The organism is Streptacidiphilus rugosus AM-16, assembly GCF_000744655.1.
In the GTDB taxonomy this organism is placed as follows: domain Bacteria; phylum Actinomycetota; class Actinomycetes; order Streptomycetales; family Streptomycetaceae; genus Streptacidiphilus; species Streptacidiphilus rugosus.
On record NZ_JQMJ01000004.1, the window covers coordinates 6,701,351 to 6,715,478 of the forward strand.

The 14,128-nt window shown below is 72.5% G+C and carries 15 protein-coding genes and 1 riboswitch; of the genes, 4 read left to right on the forward strand and 11 right to left on the reverse strand.

All coding sequences use genetic code 11. The features are described from left to right. Positions 1-33: 33 nt before the first annotated feature. The 4 genes from eno to BS83_RS39215 form a co-directional block, all read right to left on the reverse strand. Positions 34-1,314: a phosphopyruvate hydratase gene (eno, locus tag BS83_RS39200; protein WP_037608108.1), complete on the reverse strand. Its 1,281-nt coding sequence runs from the start codon at positions 1,312-1,314 to the stop codon at positions 34-36. Between the two features lie 169 nt (positions 1,315-1,483). Then, on the reverse strand, positions 1,484-2,164 hold the full coding sequence (locus BS83_RS39205) for a LysM peptidoglycan-binding domain-containing protein (RefSeq protein ID WP_037608110.1): 681 nt from the start codon (positions 2,162-2,164) through the stop codon (positions 1,484-1,486). Positions 2,165-2,167: 3 nt separating this feature from the next. Further along, positions 2,168-2,324: riboswitch (cyclic di-AMP (ydaO/yuaA leader) on the reverse strand. Between the two features lie 169 nt (positions 2,325-2,493). Next, positions 2,494-3,198, reverse strand: a complete 705-nt coding sequence (locus BS83_RS39210) for an HAD family hydrolase (protein WP_051945086.1) — start codon at positions 3,196-3,198, stop codon at positions 2,494-2,496. Between the two features lie 43 nt (positions 3,199-3,241). Further along, positions 3,242-4,177, reverse strand: a complete 936-nt coding sequence (locus tag BS83_RS39215) for a GntR family transcriptional regulator (RefSeq protein ID WP_084714796.1) — start codon at positions 4,175-4,177, stop codon at positions 3,242-3,244. A 123-nt stretch (positions 4,178-4,300) separates the two neighbouring features. Between BS83_RS39215 and BS83_RS39220 the strand changes: the two genes are divergently transcribed. Further along, positions 4,301-4,516: a hypothetical protein gene (locus tag BS83_RS39220; RefSeq protein ID WP_037608113.1), complete on the forward strand. Its 216-nt coding sequence runs from the start codon at positions 4,301-4,303 to the stop codon at positions 4,514-4,516. Between the two features lie 45 nt (positions 4,517-4,561). Here BS83_RS39220 and BS83_RS39225 read toward each other — a convergent pair whose 3' ends face one another. Then, positions 4,562-5,788, reverse strand: a complete 1,227-nt coding sequence (locus BS83_RS39225; protein WP_037608115.1) for a cytochrome P450 family protein — start codon at positions 5,786-5,788, stop codon at positions 4,562-4,564. Between the two features lie 132 nt (positions 5,789-5,920). Between BS83_RS39225 and BS83_RS39230 the strand changes: the two genes are divergently transcribed. Further along, positions 5,921-6,715: an SDR family oxidoreductase gene (locus BS83_RS39230; protein ID WP_037608116.1), complete on the forward strand. Its 795-nt coding sequence runs from the start codon at positions 5,921-5,923 to the stop codon at positions 6,713-6,715. Positions 6,716-6,859: 144 nt separating this feature from the next. On the opposite strand, the gene BS83_RS39235 is transcribed toward BS83_RS39230, so the two are convergent. The 3 genes from BS83_RS39235 to BS83_RS39245 form a co-directional block, all read right to left on the reverse strand. Further along, on the reverse strand, positions 6,860-7,396 hold the full coding sequence (locus BS83_RS39235; RefSeq protein ID WP_037608118.1) for a dihydrofolate reductase family protein: 537 nt from the start codon (positions 7,394-7,396) through the stop codon (positions 6,860-6,862). An 86-nt stretch (positions 7,397-7,482) separates the two neighbouring features. Next, positions 7,483-8,193, reverse strand: coding sequence for a cache domain-containing protein (locus BS83_RS39240; RefSeq protein WP_037608120.1), 711 nt, complete (start codon positions 8,191-8,193; stop codon positions 7,483-7,485). After that, positions 8,175-8,942 carry a FadR/GntR family transcriptional regulator gene (locus BS83_RS39245; RefSeq protein ID WP_051945089.1) on the reverse strand — a complete coding sequence of 256 codons (768 nt, stop codon included), beginning with the start codon at positions 8,940-8,942 and terminating at the stop codon, positions 8,175-8,177. Before BS83_RS39245 ends, BS83_RS39240 begins: the two co-directional genes overlap by 19 nt. Before the next feature lie 140 nt (positions 8,943-9,082). On the opposite strand from BS83_RS39245, the gene BS83_RS39250 reads away from it, so the two are divergent. After that, positions 9,083-10,594, forward strand: a complete 1,512-nt coding sequence (locus BS83_RS39250; protein ID WP_037608122.1) for an amino acid permease — start codon at positions 9,083-9,085, stop codon at positions 10,592-10,594. On the opposite strand, the gene BS83_RS39255 is transcribed toward BS83_RS39250, so the two are convergent. Further along, positions 10,581-11,582 (reverse strand): LLM class F420-dependent oxidoreductase, encoded by a 1,002-nt coding sequence (locus BS83_RS39255; RefSeq protein ID WP_037608123.1) that lies wholly within the window; start codon positions 11,580-11,582, stop codon positions 10,581-10,583. The two genes, BS83_RS39250 and BS83_RS39255, sit on opposite strands and share 14 nt — an antisense overlap. Positions 11,583-11,912: 330 nt before the next feature. Between BS83_RS39255 and BS83_RS39260 the strand changes: the two genes are divergently transcribed. Continuing rightward, positions 11,913-12,239, forward strand: coding sequence for a hypothetical protein (locus BS83_RS39260; RefSeq protein WP_157597495.1), 327 nt, complete (start codon positions 11,913-11,915; stop codon positions 12,237-12,239). A 109-nt stretch (positions 12,240-12,348) separates the two neighbouring features. On the opposite strand, the gene BS83_RS39265 is transcribed toward BS83_RS39260, so the two are convergent. Both BS83_RS39265 and BS83_RS39270 read right to left on the reverse strand, forming a co-directional pair. Next, positions 12,349-13,062, reverse strand: a complete 714-nt coding sequence (locus BS83_RS39265) for an endonuclease V (protein WP_037608127.1) — start codon at positions 13,060-13,062, stop codon at positions 12,349-12,351. Continuing rightward, positions 13,062-14,108, reverse strand: a complete 1,047-nt coding sequence (locus BS83_RS39270; RefSeq protein WP_084715283.1) for a MazG family protein — start codon at positions 14,106-14,108, stop codon at positions 13,062-13,064. Before BS83_RS39270 ends, BS83_RS39265 begins: the two co-directional genes overlap by 1 nt. Positions 14,109-14,128 lie beyond the last annotated feature (20 nt).

Here is a 14,128-nt window from a genome sequence, read left to right on the forward strand (position 1 = left end):
GAGGGTGAGCGCGACGGGGCGTCGGAGGCGGCGTCAGCCGTTGAAGCGCGGGAAGGCGCCGCGGCCGGCGTACTCCGCGGCGTCGTCGAGGATCTCCTCGATGCGCAGCAGCTGGTTGTACTTGGCGACGCGCTCGGAGCGGGCCGGGGCGCCGGTCTTGATCTGGCCGCAGTTGGTGGCGACGGCGAGGTCGGCGATGGTGACGTCCTCGGTCTCACCGGAGCGGTGCGACATCATGCAGCGGAAGCCGTTGCGCTGGGCCAGCTCGACCGCGTCCAGCGTCTCGGTCAGCGAGCCGATCTGGTTGACCTTCACCAGCAGGGCGTTGGCCGCGCCCTCCTTGATGCCGCGGGCCAGGCGCTCCGGGTTGGTGACGAACAGGTCGTCGCCGACGAGCTGGACCTTGTCGCCGAGCTCGGCGGTGATGGTCTTCCAGCCCTCCCAGTCGTCCTCGAACAGCGGGTCCTCGATGGAGACCAGCGGGTACGCGGCGACGAGCTCGCCGTAGTAGGCGCTCATCTCGGCGGCGGTGCGGGCCTTGCCCTCGAACTGGTACGCGCCGTCCTTGTAGAACTCGGACGCGGCGCAGTCCAGGGCCAGCGCGATGTCGCGGCCGGGGGTGTAGCCGGCGCCCTTGATCGCCTCGACGATCAGGTCCAGCGCCTCGCGGTTGGAGTCGAGGTTCGGCGCGAAGCCGCCCTCGTCGCCCAGACCGGTGGAGAGACCGCGGGCCTTCAGCACGCCCTTGAGCTGGTGGTAGACCTCGACGCCCCAGCGCAGCGCCTCGGAGAACGACTCCGCGCCGATCGGCGCGATCATGAACTCCTGGATGTCCACGTTGGAGTCCGCGTGCGAACCACCGTTGAGGATGTTCATCATCGGGACCGGCAGCACGTGGGCGTTGGGGCCGCCCAGGTAGCGGAAGAGCGGCAGGTCGCTGGCCTCGGAGGCGGCGTGCGCCACGGCGAGGGAGACGCCCAGGATCGCGTTGGCGCCCAGGGAGGACTTGTCGGCGGTCGCGTCCAGGTCGAGCATGGCCTGGTCGATCAGGCGCTGCTCGGTGGCGTCGTAGCCGACCAGCTCCGGGCCGATCTGCTCGATGACGGCGAGGACGGCCTTCTCCACGCCCTTGCCGCCGTAACGGGACTTGTCACCGTCACGCAGCTCAAGGGCTTCGAAGGCACCGGTGGAGGCGCCGGACGGCACGGCAGCGCGGCCGGTGCTGCCGTCGTCGAGGCCGACCTCGACCTCGACGGTGGGGTTGCCTCGCGAGTCGAGGATCTCCCGGGCTACGACGACGTCGATGGACGGCACAACTGTCTCCTCAGGGGGATGCGGGTTGTTACGCACAGAGCCTAGCCCGTGTCGGGGCCGGGACCACTCAGGACCTTTGCCCTGTCTTGACTGACGGACATCTGGCGCAAACGCGGGAAAGCCCCTACCGGTCGGTAGGGGCCTTTCGCGAAGGTGCGTGCCGCGTCCGCTACACGAGGACGAGCCGCTCGCCGACGAAGATCAGATCCGGGTCGCTCCCGACGGTGGACCGGTTCCGCTCGTACAGCGCGTGCCAGCCGCCCGCGACGTGGTGGCTCGCGGCGATGCCGGAGAGGGTGTCGCCCGCCTCGACCGTGTAGACGCCGGCCGTGGACGAGCCGCCGTGCGCCGGCGCGCCGGGCCTCGGCTTGGCGTGCTTGGGGGCGGACTTCTTCGGCGCGGCGGGCTTGCTGTGCGAGTGGCCGGAGCCGGACTTGGAGGAGGTGTCGACGGTGGCCGGCGCACCGCCCGCGCTCAGACCGGCCCGCGGGCCGCAGACCGGCCACGCGCCCGGCCCCTGACTGTCCAACACCTTCTCGGCGACGGCGATCTGCTGACCCTTGCTCGCGTGGTTCGCGGTGGAGGCGTAGGCGCCGCCGCCGTAGGCCCGCCAGGTGCTGGCGGAGAACTGGAGCCCGCCGTAGTAGCCGTTCCCCGTGTTGATGGACCAGTCGCCGCCGCTCTCGCACTGGGCGACCTTGTCCCAGGTGGAGACGGACGCGGCGCTCGCACTGGCCGCCCCGATGAAGGGGAGGGCCACCGCGGCGCCGGCCACGCCGGTGGTCGCGACGATGGCCTTGGCCTTGTTGACGCGGATTCGGCGATGGCGGCCGTTGCCGGAGAGGAGCATGAAGGATTCCCTCTGCGACGCCTGCGAGGTGAGCTGTCGGGTTCGGGCCGTAGAGGCTGGCCCGGACGCTGATGCGTCTTCACCCCGAGCCGTCCGCGCTCCCGCGTGAACGGCGACCTACCTGGGTCCCCCACTCCTGCCCGTTCGTCAAGTCGACGTTGCCGCCCCACGGTGGACAGGACTCGGCGTCCCGCGAGGCGGTGTCCGCTGACGCGAACTTCACGGAGGCTAGGCAGGTTTTCATACGAACTCAACCTCCGACACGAGGAGCCGGAGGGCCGCCGACCCGGCGTCAGCCGCGTGAACTGGGCTTCCTCTGCGCCAGGACGTCAGATGTGAGCTCCGTTACCCTGCCGTGATACGAGCAACCGGTGGGTCAGGTGTGACCACTCGTCAAAGAGGGACGCCTGGGGAACGCCCACCCCCAGCAGCCGCTCACTCCGCCGCGACAACCCGCCGGCCCAGCCCAGAAAGCGCACTCCCGCCGCGCGCGCGGCCGAAGCGTCGCCGACCGCGTCGCCGACGTACACGCAGCGGGAGACGGCCTCGCCGGCCACTCCCAGAGCGTGCAGCGCCTCCTGGATACCGGAGGGGTCCGGCTTCATCCGCGCCAGGTCGGCGGGGCGGCCGACGACATGCTTGGCCAGCGCCTCCACCAGGCCCGCACCGAGCAGGTACTCCTCGATCGCGGGACGTGCGTTGTTGCTGACCACGGCCAGGGGGACGCCGGCCTTCGCCAGCGCCAGCACACCCTCGCGCGCACCGGGCGTCGGATCGGCCGAGACCGCCGCCAGCAGCTCCTCGCGGGCCAGGGCCCGGTCCGTCAGCGCGATCAGCCGGGCGGCCTCGGCCGACGGCGTTCGGGCGGCGTCGAGCAGTGCGGGCAGTCGGGCCAGCAACCCGTGCGGGTCGTCGGTCTCCTGGAGCCATGCCACGCCCTGCCCGCGCAGCTCGTCGAGGAGCACGCGGGCGACCCCGGGCGCCGGGCGGCGGGCGAAGAGGTTGCACACCGGCCCGTCGAAGTCGAGCAGCACGGCGGCGACGGCCTCGTGCGGCGGCTGAGGGTGCGTGATCGCGTCACTCCGGTTCGTTCACGTGCGCCGGCCCGTCGAGCGGTGGCCGGTCGTGCTGCGGTTCGTCGGGCAGGGGTCTGGAGAGGGAGACGCCGTAGGGCTCGGCCCTGGCCCACCAGGAGGCGAAGAAGGCCCGGGCGGTGTCCACGTAGACGGAGTCCGTGTGGTTGGCGAGAGCCTGGCGCCGGCGCGGGAAGAGCCGGGTGCTCAGGCCGGTCAGGTCCTCCAGCCGCACCAGGTGGCCTCCGACGTGGACCGGGCGCTCTATGAGTTCGTACCAGCCCTCCAGCACCTCGTCGTCGTTCAGCACGTACAACTTCGACATCGGCGGAAAGGGCACGGTGCGGACCTCGATCACCGGCTCCGAGTCGACCAGCTGGTAGGTCTGCAGCGAGAGGGCCGCCGAACGCAGCGAGGTCACCTGGTCGTGCGAGATGCGGCGCAGCCGCTCCAGCGGCCTGGTGTCGCCCGGGTCGCCCAGCACCCGCGGATAGGTGGGGGTGGCGCTGAAGTCGCAGACGATCAGCCGGATCCTGAACTCGCTCAGCCGGGGCTCGCGGCGCGCTCGCAGGCCGATCAACTGGAGCTGGAGGGCGGAGACGAAGGACTCGGCCGTGACGCACAGGACGTCGACGTGGAGGCGTCCGCTGCGCAGCACCCGATCGAGGTGGCGTCCCAGCACGTTGACCGCGCCCTCGGCGGCCGGCTCCGGCGGTGCGCCCGGCTCCTGGGGACGGGCGCCGGTCAGCACGGCGCGCTTGCCCGGGTGGGTCTCGATCAGGCCGTCGCGAGCCAGCACGGTGAGGGCCTTGTGCACCGTGACCCGGGACACCTGCAGCTCCTCCGCCAACTGCCGCGCGGAGGGCAGCGACTGACCGGCCTGCCACTCCCCGGCCGCGATGCGCTGCACAAGCCGCTCCCTGACACCTTTCGGAGCCACTGGACCACCCCCTCACGGGGAGCCTACTCCCCTATGCAGCACGCAACCTGTCTATCCGTCAGATTTACAGGTTACCCAGTTGGCTGTACTGGAAATCATCTGTGCAACAGGGGAGGTGGACAGATGGAAGTACAAGGCAAGCTGTTCGACTGGCTGCTGGAGCTGTTGCTCCAGAACGCCGGCGTCGACACCGGCGTGATGCTCGTCGCCATGATCGCCCTGCTCTGCCCGCGCGAGCAGCGTCGCTCGCCGGTCGGGGTGATCCTGGCGCTCGGGCTGGTGATGTTCTTCGGCGGACACCTGGTCCTCCGCATCACCGTTCCGGGCTCGTCGACGTGACGCGGCGTGACCTCGACATGATGTGACGTGACGTAGGGCCAGGGATCAGAACTCGACCGGCAACTGCCGCAACCCCCGCATGATGAGGCCGCCGCGCCAGCGCAAGTCCGCTGGGTCGGCGGCCAACGTGGTCTTCGGGAGCCTGCGCAGCAGCGCACCGATCGCGTACTGCGCCTCCATCCGGGCCAGCGGCGCGCCGATGCAGTAGTGGATGCCCAGCCCGAAGGCGATGTGCGGGTTGTCCCGCCGGGCCAGATCCAGCACGTCGGGCGCGGCGAAGCGCCCGGGATCGCGGTCGGCTGCCGCGAGCACCACCAGCACCGGGTCGCCGACGGCGATCTGCTGCCCGCCGAGCGTCAGCGGCTCGGTGGCGAAGCGCCACGTCGCGATCTCCACCGGCCCGTCGTAGCGCAGCAGTTCCTCGACGGCGGATTCGAGCAGCGCGGTCTCCCCGCGGTCGAGCGAGGCCTGCAGCAGTGCGCGCTGCCCGGGGTGCGTCAGCAGCGCGTACATGCCGTTGCCGATCAGGTTGACCGTGGTCTCGAAGCCGGCGAAGAGCAGGATGAAGGCCATCGCCGCGGCCTCGTTCTCGGTGAGGTGCTCACCGTGGTCACTGGCCCGGATCAGGCCCGAGATCAGGTCGTCGCCGAGGTCCGCGCGCTTGCGGTGGATCAGTTCGGCGAGGTAGCCGCGCATCTTCTTCACCGCCCGGCCGACGCCGCCGCGCGGCGACTGACCGTGGTGGATCATCATGCCCGCCCAGTCGCGGAAGTCGTCCTGGTCCTCAGGAGGCACGCCGAGCAGGTCGCAGATCGCGTAGATCGGCAGCGGGAAGGCGAACTCGTGGATCAGGTCCGCGTGGCCCCGCTCGGCGAACCCGTCGATCAGCCGGTCCGTGATCTCGCGCACCCGCGGCTCGAACGCGGCGACGCGACGCGGTGTGAACGCCTTGGCCACCAGACGCCGCAGTCGGGTGTGGTCCGGCGGGTCGATGTTGAGCAGGTGCGTCATCAGGTCGGCGCTCCGCTCCCCCGGGATGCCGACACGTCCGCTGCGGTGCGCCTGCGTGCTGTGACGGGCCGGGTTCTTGCTCAGCCGCGCGTCGGCCAGGGCCTGCCGGGCGTCCGTGTATCGCGTGACCAGCCAGGCGTCCACGCCGCTCGGCAGTGTGGTCCACCGCACGGGCGCGTGCTCGCGCAGCCAGGCGTACGCGGGGTAGGGATCCGCTGCGAAATCGAAGGAGAACAGCTGAGGCGGGATCGACGATTGCACTCCACGACGTTAACCGTTCGTAAAGGTGGGGAGAGACACACTGTCGTACCCACCGGCAGTGAGCTTACGATCGCCCGCAGCGATCGGGCCGTGCGGGGGTCCGGGCTGCCGAGCGGAGACAGGGGTGCGGGCATGGAGCTGAAGGGTGCCGTCGTCGTCATCACGGGCGCGGCCGGTGGGATCGGCGCGGCGATGGCGCGGCGTTTCGCCGCGGAGGGCGCACGCGGGCTGCTGCTGGCCGACCTCGACGGGTCGAGGGTCGAGGATCTGGCGCAGGAGCTGGACCGGGCGGGCTGCCACACGGTCGGCGTGGCGAGCGACGTCGCGCGCGAGAGCGACGTCAAGGCGCTGGTCGACACGGCGGAGAAGCATCTGGGTCCGGTGGACCTGTTCTGCAGCAACGCCGGAATCGGCAGCGGCGCGGGCATCGGCGCGCCGAACGAGCTGTGGCAGGCCAACTGGGACGTCAACGTGATGGCCCACGTCTACGCGGCGCGGGCCGTGCTGCCCGGCATGCTGCGGCGTGGCCGCGGCTATCTGCTGAACACCGCGTCCGCGGCGGGCCTGCTGCAGATGCCGGGCGACGCGGCGTACACGGCGACGAAGCACGCGGCGGTGGCCTTCGCGGAGTGGCTCTCGGTCGCCTACGGCGAGCAGGGCATCCGCGTCAGCGCGCTGTGCCCGCAGGGCGTGCGCACGGGCATGACGGCGCAGGAGGACGTTCGCGCGGTCCTGACGGCCTTCGGCCCCATGCTGGAGCCGGAGGACGTCGCGGACTCGGTCGTCCGCGGCCTGGCCGCGGAGCAGTTCCTGATCCTCCCCCACGAGGAGGTCGCGAGCTACGAACAGGGCCGCGTCGCCGACCGCGAGGCCTGGCTCGCCGGCATGCGCAAGGCCGTCACCCAACTCCCCACCCTCGGCGCGTAACCCCTCCGGGTCCCCGGGCAGGACCCGGGGACCCGGAGACGCCTCCGCGGTACGGAGGGCCGTGGGTGCGGCCCCGCCGGGGAGGCCGGGCCTGGCGGGCGGGCCTGGCGGGCGGGCCTGGCGGGCGGGCTCGGCGAAGACGCCCTAGTGGACGACGCGGTAGTCGACGAGCAGGTAGCCGGTCGGGGACGTCTCGCTGTGGATCACCTCGAGGCGGATCGGCGGCAGGCCGTCGAGGAGGCGGCGGCCGCGGGCGGCGATCCGCGGTGCCGTGACGAGCCGGAGTTCGTCGACGACGTCGGCCGCGAGCAGGGCCTGTGCCACCGTGATGCTCGCGTGGACGCCGATGTCGCCGCCCGGCTGCTGCTTCAGCTCACGGACGAAGCCGACCAGGTCCCCGTCGATCGCCGTCGCGTGGTCCCAGCCCCCGTCGAGGGGCGTCGACGTGGCGACGTACTTCGTGACCCCGTTGATGAACGTCGCGAACGGCTCGATCTTGCTCTCCGGCCAGAACCGGGCCCACTCGTCGTAGCTGCGACGGCCGAGAACCACCGCGTCCTGGGTCTCGATCACAGCGGCGAGGTTGGCGTCCATCGCGCCGTCCCAGTCCGCGAAGAACTCGTCCGGGCTCTCGGCGACCCCGTCGAGGGAGAGCAGGGTGTAGACAACGATCTTTCGCACGCCTCATACCTCCGATTGGCATCGATGCTACTGATCGGACGGATCGGGACCTCGGAACTCATCGGTGCGACGTGCGGGAGTTCCGCCTACGCGGTGACCAGCCGCAGCGGGATCGTGCCGCAGGCGTGGGTCGCGGCGGGGTCGAGGGCGCGGGCGAGGTCGCCGGGGAGGCGGGCGGCGGTGGTGGAGGCGACGACGCGGCCACGGGGATTGACCAGGAAGGCCGGGCGCGCCAGCGCGCGCAGCGCGGGGACGGCGACGGATTCGAAGTGCCGCAGGTAGACGTCGGCCGCCGCGACGCCCGCGAACGATCCGTCAGGGCCGTGAACCGGCGCGGCCAGCGTCAGGCTGTACTCGTCCGTGCACAGGTAGTCCACGTAGGGGCCGGAGATCGCCCGCTGCCCGGTGTCACGGGGCAGGGCGTACCAGTCCCAGTGGGTGTAGTCGCTGTACGCCGAGGTCGCCGGGTCGAGGTCCAGCAGCAGGGGCTGGACCCGCGCGTCGGCCCGCAGCTGCCACCACTCCAGCCAGGCCGGCACGTCCGCCAGCAGGCCAGGCGCGGCCACGAAGCCCACGCCCACCACCAGTCCGCCCAGCTCCGCCCGCAGGGCCGGCTGCAGGCGGGCCAGCTGCCCGGTCGTCGGCTCGGGAACGGCGTCCAGCAGCGCCGTGACCGAGCGGCGGGTCCGCTCGACCGCCGCGAAGACGCTCTCCAGCAGCCCGCCGATCGCGTGCGCGACCGAGGCCACGGCGACCTCGTCCGTGCGGGGCCCGCTGCTCACGCCTGTTGCTGCCATGGGCCGTCCAGTCGCCGTTCGATGAGGCGGCGCAGCGCGACGTGCACGTGCTGCTCGGCGAGGTCGCGTGCCAGCTCCCCGTTGCCGGACGCCACGGCGTCCAGCAGCGCGCGGTGCTGGGCGTCCGCCTCGCGATGGGCCTCGGGTTGGTTGAACGCGAGACAGAGTAGCGGGCCGATCTCCGTCTGAAAACGGATCTCCTCGCGGGTCAGCCGCGCGGACTGCGCGGCCGCCGCGATCTCCACATGCAGGCGTCCGTCGATCCGGCCGCGGGCGGCCGGGTCCTCGGCCCGGGCGAAGTCGAGCAGGGAGCGGCGCGGGGCCTCCAGGTCGGGGGCGTCCGCGCGTTCCGCCGCGAGGCGGGCGGTGCCGCCCGCGAGCGCGGCCCAGTGGTCGGCGAGGTCGCGCAGTTCCTCCGTGGTGTGGGCCAGCAGTCGCGCGCGCAGGCGCTCGTCGAGGGTGTCGGCGGGCGCGCAGACGAAGGTGCCGCCGCCGCGACCGCGACGGGTCGTCACCAGGCCCTGGTGCCGCAGCACCACGAGCGCCTCGCGGAGGGTGACCGTGGCGACGCCGAGCTGGGCGGAGAGCTCACTCTCGCCCGGCAGTTGCTCGCCGTCGCCGAGCAGGCCCAGCGTGATCGCGTCGCCGAGGCGCCGGACCACCGCGTCGACGCGGGGCTCGGCCGCGAGGGACGCGAAGACCGCACGGCGGGCGGCACTCGAGAGCGGCAGCGGCTTCACGGGGGCCATCCCATCACACGCGATCACGAATCGAACTCATAGCCGGCCACCCATTGCCATATGACCTATGGATTCATATGTTTTGGCCCCACGGCTCAGCACAGCGCACACCCCACAGCCCCCACAGCTCCCCCGAAAGGTTCCCGTCCATGAGTGACGTCGTGTCACAGGACCAGGACGCCGCGGACGCCGCGCAACTCGCGGCGCTCGGCTACCAGCCCAGACTCACCCGGGCGCTCGGCCTCTGGTCCAACTTCGCGGTCGGCTTCACCTACCTCTCCCCGCTCGTCGGCGTCTACTCCGTCTTCGACTACGGTCTGGCCACCGGCGGTCCGGCCTTCTTCTGGACCATCCCGGTCGTCCTGCTCGGGCAGGGCCTGGTGCTGCTGACCTTCGCCGAGGTCGCCTCGCAGTACCCGCTGGCCGGCGGGATCTACCAGTGGGCCAAGCGCCTGGTCGGCCCGAGGTACGCCTGGCTCTCCGGCTGGATGTACACCTGGGCGCTGCTGGTGACCATCGCGTCGGTCGCCTACCCGATCGCCACCTACGCCGGTCCGCTGCTGGGCTACCGGGTCAACCACTGGAGCACGGTGATCACCTGCGTGGTCGTCATCCTGCTCTCCGCCGTGGTGAACCTGCTCGGCGTCCGGCGGCTGGCCTTCGTCGCCAACATCGGCGTCTTCGCGGAGGTCGTCGGCACCCTGGTGCTCGGCGGCTACCTGCTGCTCTTCCACCACAAGCAGCCGGTCAGCGTCGTCGTGCACACCTTCGGGGCGGGCGGCAGCGGCGGCTACCTGGGCGCGTTCCTGGCGTCCTGCCTCTTCGCGGTGTGGATCTTCTACGGCTTCGAGGCCTGCGGCGACATCGCCGAGGAGGTCAAGGACCCCTCCCGCAAGGTGCCGCGGGCGATGGGCATGACGCTGGGCGTCGGCGCGGTCGCCACCGTCGTGCTGACGCTGGGTCTGGTGCTGGCGGTGCCCGACTTCGGCGCCGTGATCAGCGGCAGGTCCACCGACCCGCTGGGCGACGTGCTGGCCGCCTCGCTGGGCACCGCGGGCAGCAAGTTCGCGCTGGCGCTGATCGTGGTCGGCTTCGTCTCCTGCACCCTGGCCATCCAGGCCGCCGCCACCCGGCTCGTCTACTCCTACGCCCGTGACGGCGTGATCGTCGGGGCGAAGTGGCTCTCCAAGCTGCACCCGACCTTCCACATGCCCCCGGCGGCCACCGCGGTCACCGCCGTGATCCCCGCGGCCTTCGCCTTCCTCCCCTCGGCGACGGTCACCAGGATCATCACCTTCTCGGTGGTCGGCATCTACGTCGGGTTCCAGTCGGTCGTGCTGGCGTCGATCATCGGCCGTTCACGCGGCTGGAAGCCGGCCGGCGCGTTCACGCTGGGCCGCTGGGGCTGGGCTGTGAACATCGCCGGCCTGGCCTACGGCGTGACCGCGATCGTGGTGCTCTCGGTCAAGACGCCGGCGAACGGCACCGGATTCTTCGACCGCTGGCTGGTGCCGCTCTCGGTGGGCATCGTCGCCGCGCTCGGCGTGGCCTACCTGCTGGTGTTCCGCCCGAAGGAGCAGATCGCCGACGAGGACCGCGCCGACGCCGCCGGGCGGGCCGCGCTCGGCAGCGACGGCGAGGCGGTGGTCACGACGGGCTGACCGCCCTGATCGCCGCGGCCAGGGCCTGGGCGCCCTGGCCCGGCGTGGGCAGCAGTGCGGGGACGGGCACGGTGACGCCGTTCTCCACGTAGGCCCGCAGCTGCTCCCGGCAGCTCTCCGGGGCGCCGTGCACGATCAGCGCGTCCACCACCTCGTCGGGCACGGACGCGGCCGCCGCCTTCCGGTCGCCGGCGGCCCAGTTCTCCCAGAGCGGCTTCAACTGCTCCTCGCGGCCGAGCCAGCGGTGGAACTCGGCGTAGGCCGGGACCGTGAGGTACGCCGCGATGAGCCGCCGTCCCAGCGCGCGGGCGTAGTCCGCGTCCTGGGTCGGACAGACGAAGATCCTGGCGACGACGTCCTTGCCGTGGTCGGGCCCCGCCGCGGCGTCGAACTCCGCCCGCGCGGTGCGCACGTCCTGTGCGGACAGCCAGTTGAGGATCGTTCCGTCCGCCTCCCGTGCGGCGAGCTTCAGCATCCCCGGCCGCAGCGCGGCCAGCAGCACCGCGGGGGTGTGCGCGGGGACCCGGTCCAGCCGGAAGCGCCGGACCGCGAAGGTCGTGAACTCCTCCGTCACCGGGGCGCCCGTGAACGCGGCTTTCAGGAAGCGCAGGACGTCCCGGCTGCGCTGGAAGGGCTGCTCGAACGGGATGGCGTTCCAGTCCTGCACGATGACCGGCGACGAGGCGCCGATCCCCAGCGTGAAGCGCCCCGGCGCGGCCTCGGCGAGAGCCGCGGCCTGCATGGCCAGCAGCGCGGGACCACGGGTGTGCACGGGCACGATCGCGGTGCCCAGCCGCAGTTGCGGCGCCCAGACCGAGGCGAGCGCGAGCGGCGTGAAGGCGTCGGCGCCTGCGGTCTCCATCGACCAGAGGTCGGTGAAGCCCAGATCGGGAAGCGACTCCACGAGCGCACGCTGCGCGCCCAGCGGAATGCCGTCCAGCGGGAAGGTGAGGCCCCAGCGTGCGGGGGCCGTGGGGGTGGCGGTCATGGGCCGATGCCACCATGTCTGCGAACCGCGGACAAGAGGGGGCCCTGTGAGGAACACCCGGTTGACGGAACCCGCGGACGCGGGGACGCAGTGGCTTCCTTCGAGGGGACTGGCCGCCGGCGCGCTCGCCCTCGCCCTGGCGGTGGTCGCCGCGGCGCTCGGCATCATGGCCGTCGGCCCGGTGCGCTGCTCGCCTACGACAGCGGTCTGGCCGGGACCCCCGGCCGCTTCACCGCCGCGCACTGCTGGTCGGTCAAGCAGACCAGGGGCAGCACGAGTTACTGCGAGGGAAGCTTCACCGCCGACGACCGCTCTGTGACCGTGCCCGGGGTGACGCTGGTGAACACCCGGGCCGCGCCGGGCCGGCCGCTCGCCGTCCGGCGCGAGGCCGACGGCTCCGGCTACGCCGTCGGCGGCGTCCCGAACGTCTGCTTCGACCTGGCCTTCTGCCTGTTGATCCTGGCGATGGCGGGAGGCACGGTCGGGATGCTGGGCACGCTGCCGCGCCGGCAGGACCGCGACTGGGACCTGAACGCCCAGGTGCATCCGTGGGTCGGGATGCTGCTGACCGGCGTGGTCGTGTTCTTCGGCGGCTTGGTCCTGGCGGCGCTCAGCGGCCTGGTCGGCCTGGCGACGGGTTGGCTCGGCGGGTTCTGACCCGCTGCACTGCGGCCGGGTGCCGCCCGCCGCCGCGGGCGAAAGGCGCAGGCGACCGGCGCGGGTGACGGTGCGCGCCACGGACACCCGGGCCGGCGTGCCGGCGTGATCAATCGGCCGCGGCCCCCGCATGCGCGTCGCGCAGCGCCTCACGGCAGAGGCGGTCGGCGAGGCGGGTGGTCTCCGGCAGCCGGTAGCGCCGGGCGGCGTCCAGCACCACCGCGGTCGCGTCGTCCAGGTCCACCAGATGCCCCACCGAGACCGTCACCGGCCGGACCCCCTGCTGCGTCCGCAGCACCCGGGCCACGATCTCGCCGCGGTCGGTCACCTCCGCCGTCGCGCCGCGCTCGGACCCCGGCTCGTCCCACTCCCCCAGCAGCGGGGTCTTGGCGACGCCCAGCGTCGGCACACCCGTCAGCACGCCCAAGTGGCAGGCGAGACCGAAGCGGCGCGGGTGCGCGAGTCCCTGTCCGTCGCAGAGCAGCACGTCGGGGGCGACCGTCAACTTCTCCAGTGCGCGCATGAGGACCGGCAGCTCACGGAAGGCGAACAGGCCAGGGATGTAGGGGAACCCCGCCGTCCCGACGGCCGTCGCCTGCTCCACCGGTTCGAGCGTCACCGCGTCCAGCACGACCACGGCCGCGGCGACCGCGTCGTCAGCGCTGCCGTGGGCGCCCGCGTAGGCGACGTCGAGACCGGCGATCAGCCGGGGCGGTCGCGGCAACGCCGTGGCCCGCACCAGCGGGCGGAGCCGCTCCTGCACCGCCAGCGCCTCGGCCTCGGTCCGGGGCCACGTGTGCGCGTCCGCGCGCTCCGTCCCCATCACCGGGACTCGGCGGACCGGATCGCGTCGCGGTAGGCACGCGCGGCCTCGCGTAGCGCGGCCTCCGGGTCCGTGCCCGCCGCCTGGGCCTCGACCGCCAGACGCAGAAGTCGCGCACCGAAGTCCTCGCCCGTGGGGGCCGCCACCCGGACGCCCGCCTTGGTCGCGCGGGAGTGGAGCTTCGCCGCCAGCGCCAGTGCGGGCTGGCCCAGCGGGACGCCGTCGACGGCGGAGTCGCGCTGCTTCTCGGCGGCCTTCAGCTCCTCCCAGTTGGCCTCGACCTGGTCCGGTGTCGAGGCGTCGACGTCGCCGAAGACGTGGGGGTGCCGGTACATCAGCTTCTCGACCAGGTCGCCGACCACGTCGTCGATGGAGAACGGCTCGGTCGGGTGCTCCTGCGCGATGCGGGCATGGAAGAAGACCTGCATCAGGACGTCCCCCAGCTCCTCGCGGAGCATGTGGCGGTCCTCCTCCTCGATCGCCTCGACGAGCTCGTACGCCTCCTCGACCAGGTACTTCACCAGCGAGGCATGGGTCTGCTCGGCGTCCCAGGGGCAACCGCCCGGCGAGCGGAGCCGGTCCATCACGGTGACGAGGTCGAGCAGGCGGGCGCCGGGGAGGTCGTAGGAGCCGGGCAGCAGCTCCAGCTCGGGGATGACCGCGCCGGGCGTCTCCGCGCCCTCGACGGCGAAGCGGGCCAGCGAGTCCGTCAGTCCCGGGTCTCCGTCCGCGCCGACCAGCCACACCACGAGGGTTCCCCGCGCGGCCTCCGCGAGGGTGCGCGGCAGCGCGTAGGAGGGGACGTCGAGCACCTCCACGGCGACGCCGGCCCGCGCCAGCGGCGCCAGCTGCGGATGCGCGGCGTCCCCGACAAGGACGCGCTCCGCCGCGTGCAGGACCTGCCAGGCGGGCCAGGAGAGCAGGCCGGGGGCGACCCGGTGCGTGCTGCCCAGCAGCACGAGCCGCCCAGGGCTCGTCGGCTCGGGTCCGGTCGGCCCTGAGTCGGGCAGCTCGGCGGGGGAACCGGCGGGGTTGGTCTCATTCAGTGCCACGCACCGAACCTACC

Excerpts from the sequence above, each read along its gene's own strand:
- BS83_RS39205 (WP_037608110.1), bottom strand. The coding sequence starts at position 2,164 with ATGCTCCTCTCCGGCAACGGCCGCCATCGCCGAATCCGCGTCAACAAG.
- BS83_RS39220 (WP_037608113.1), top strand. The coding sequence starts at position 4,301 with ATGGAAGTACAAGGCAAGCTGTTCGACTGGCTGCTGGAGCTGTTGCTC.
- BS83_RS39230 (WP_037608116.1), top strand. The coding sequence starts at position 5,921 with ATGGAGCTGAAGGGTGCCGTCGTCGTCATCACGGGCGCGGCCGGTGGG.
- BS83_RS39240 (WP_037608120.1), bottom strand. The coding sequence starts at position 8,193 with ATGGCAGCAACAGGCGTGAGCAGCGGGCCCCGCACGGACGAGGTCGCC.
- BS83_RS39245 (WP_051945089.1), bottom strand. The coding sequence starts at position 8,942 with ATGGCCCCCGTGAAGCCGCTGCCGCTCTCGAGTGCCGCCCGCCGTGCG.
- BS83_RS39250 (WP_037608122.1), top strand. The coding sequence starts at position 9,083 with ATGAGTGACGTCGTGTCACAGGACCAGGACGCCGCGGACGCCGCGCAA.
- BS83_RS39255 (WP_037608123.1), bottom strand. The coding sequence starts at position 11,582 with ATGACCGCCACCCCCACGGCCCCCGCACGCTGGGGCCTCACCTTCCCG.
- BS83_RS39265 (WP_037608127.1), bottom strand. The coding sequence starts at position 13,062 with ATGGGGACGGAGCGCGCGGACGCGCACACGTGGCCCCGGACCGAGGCC.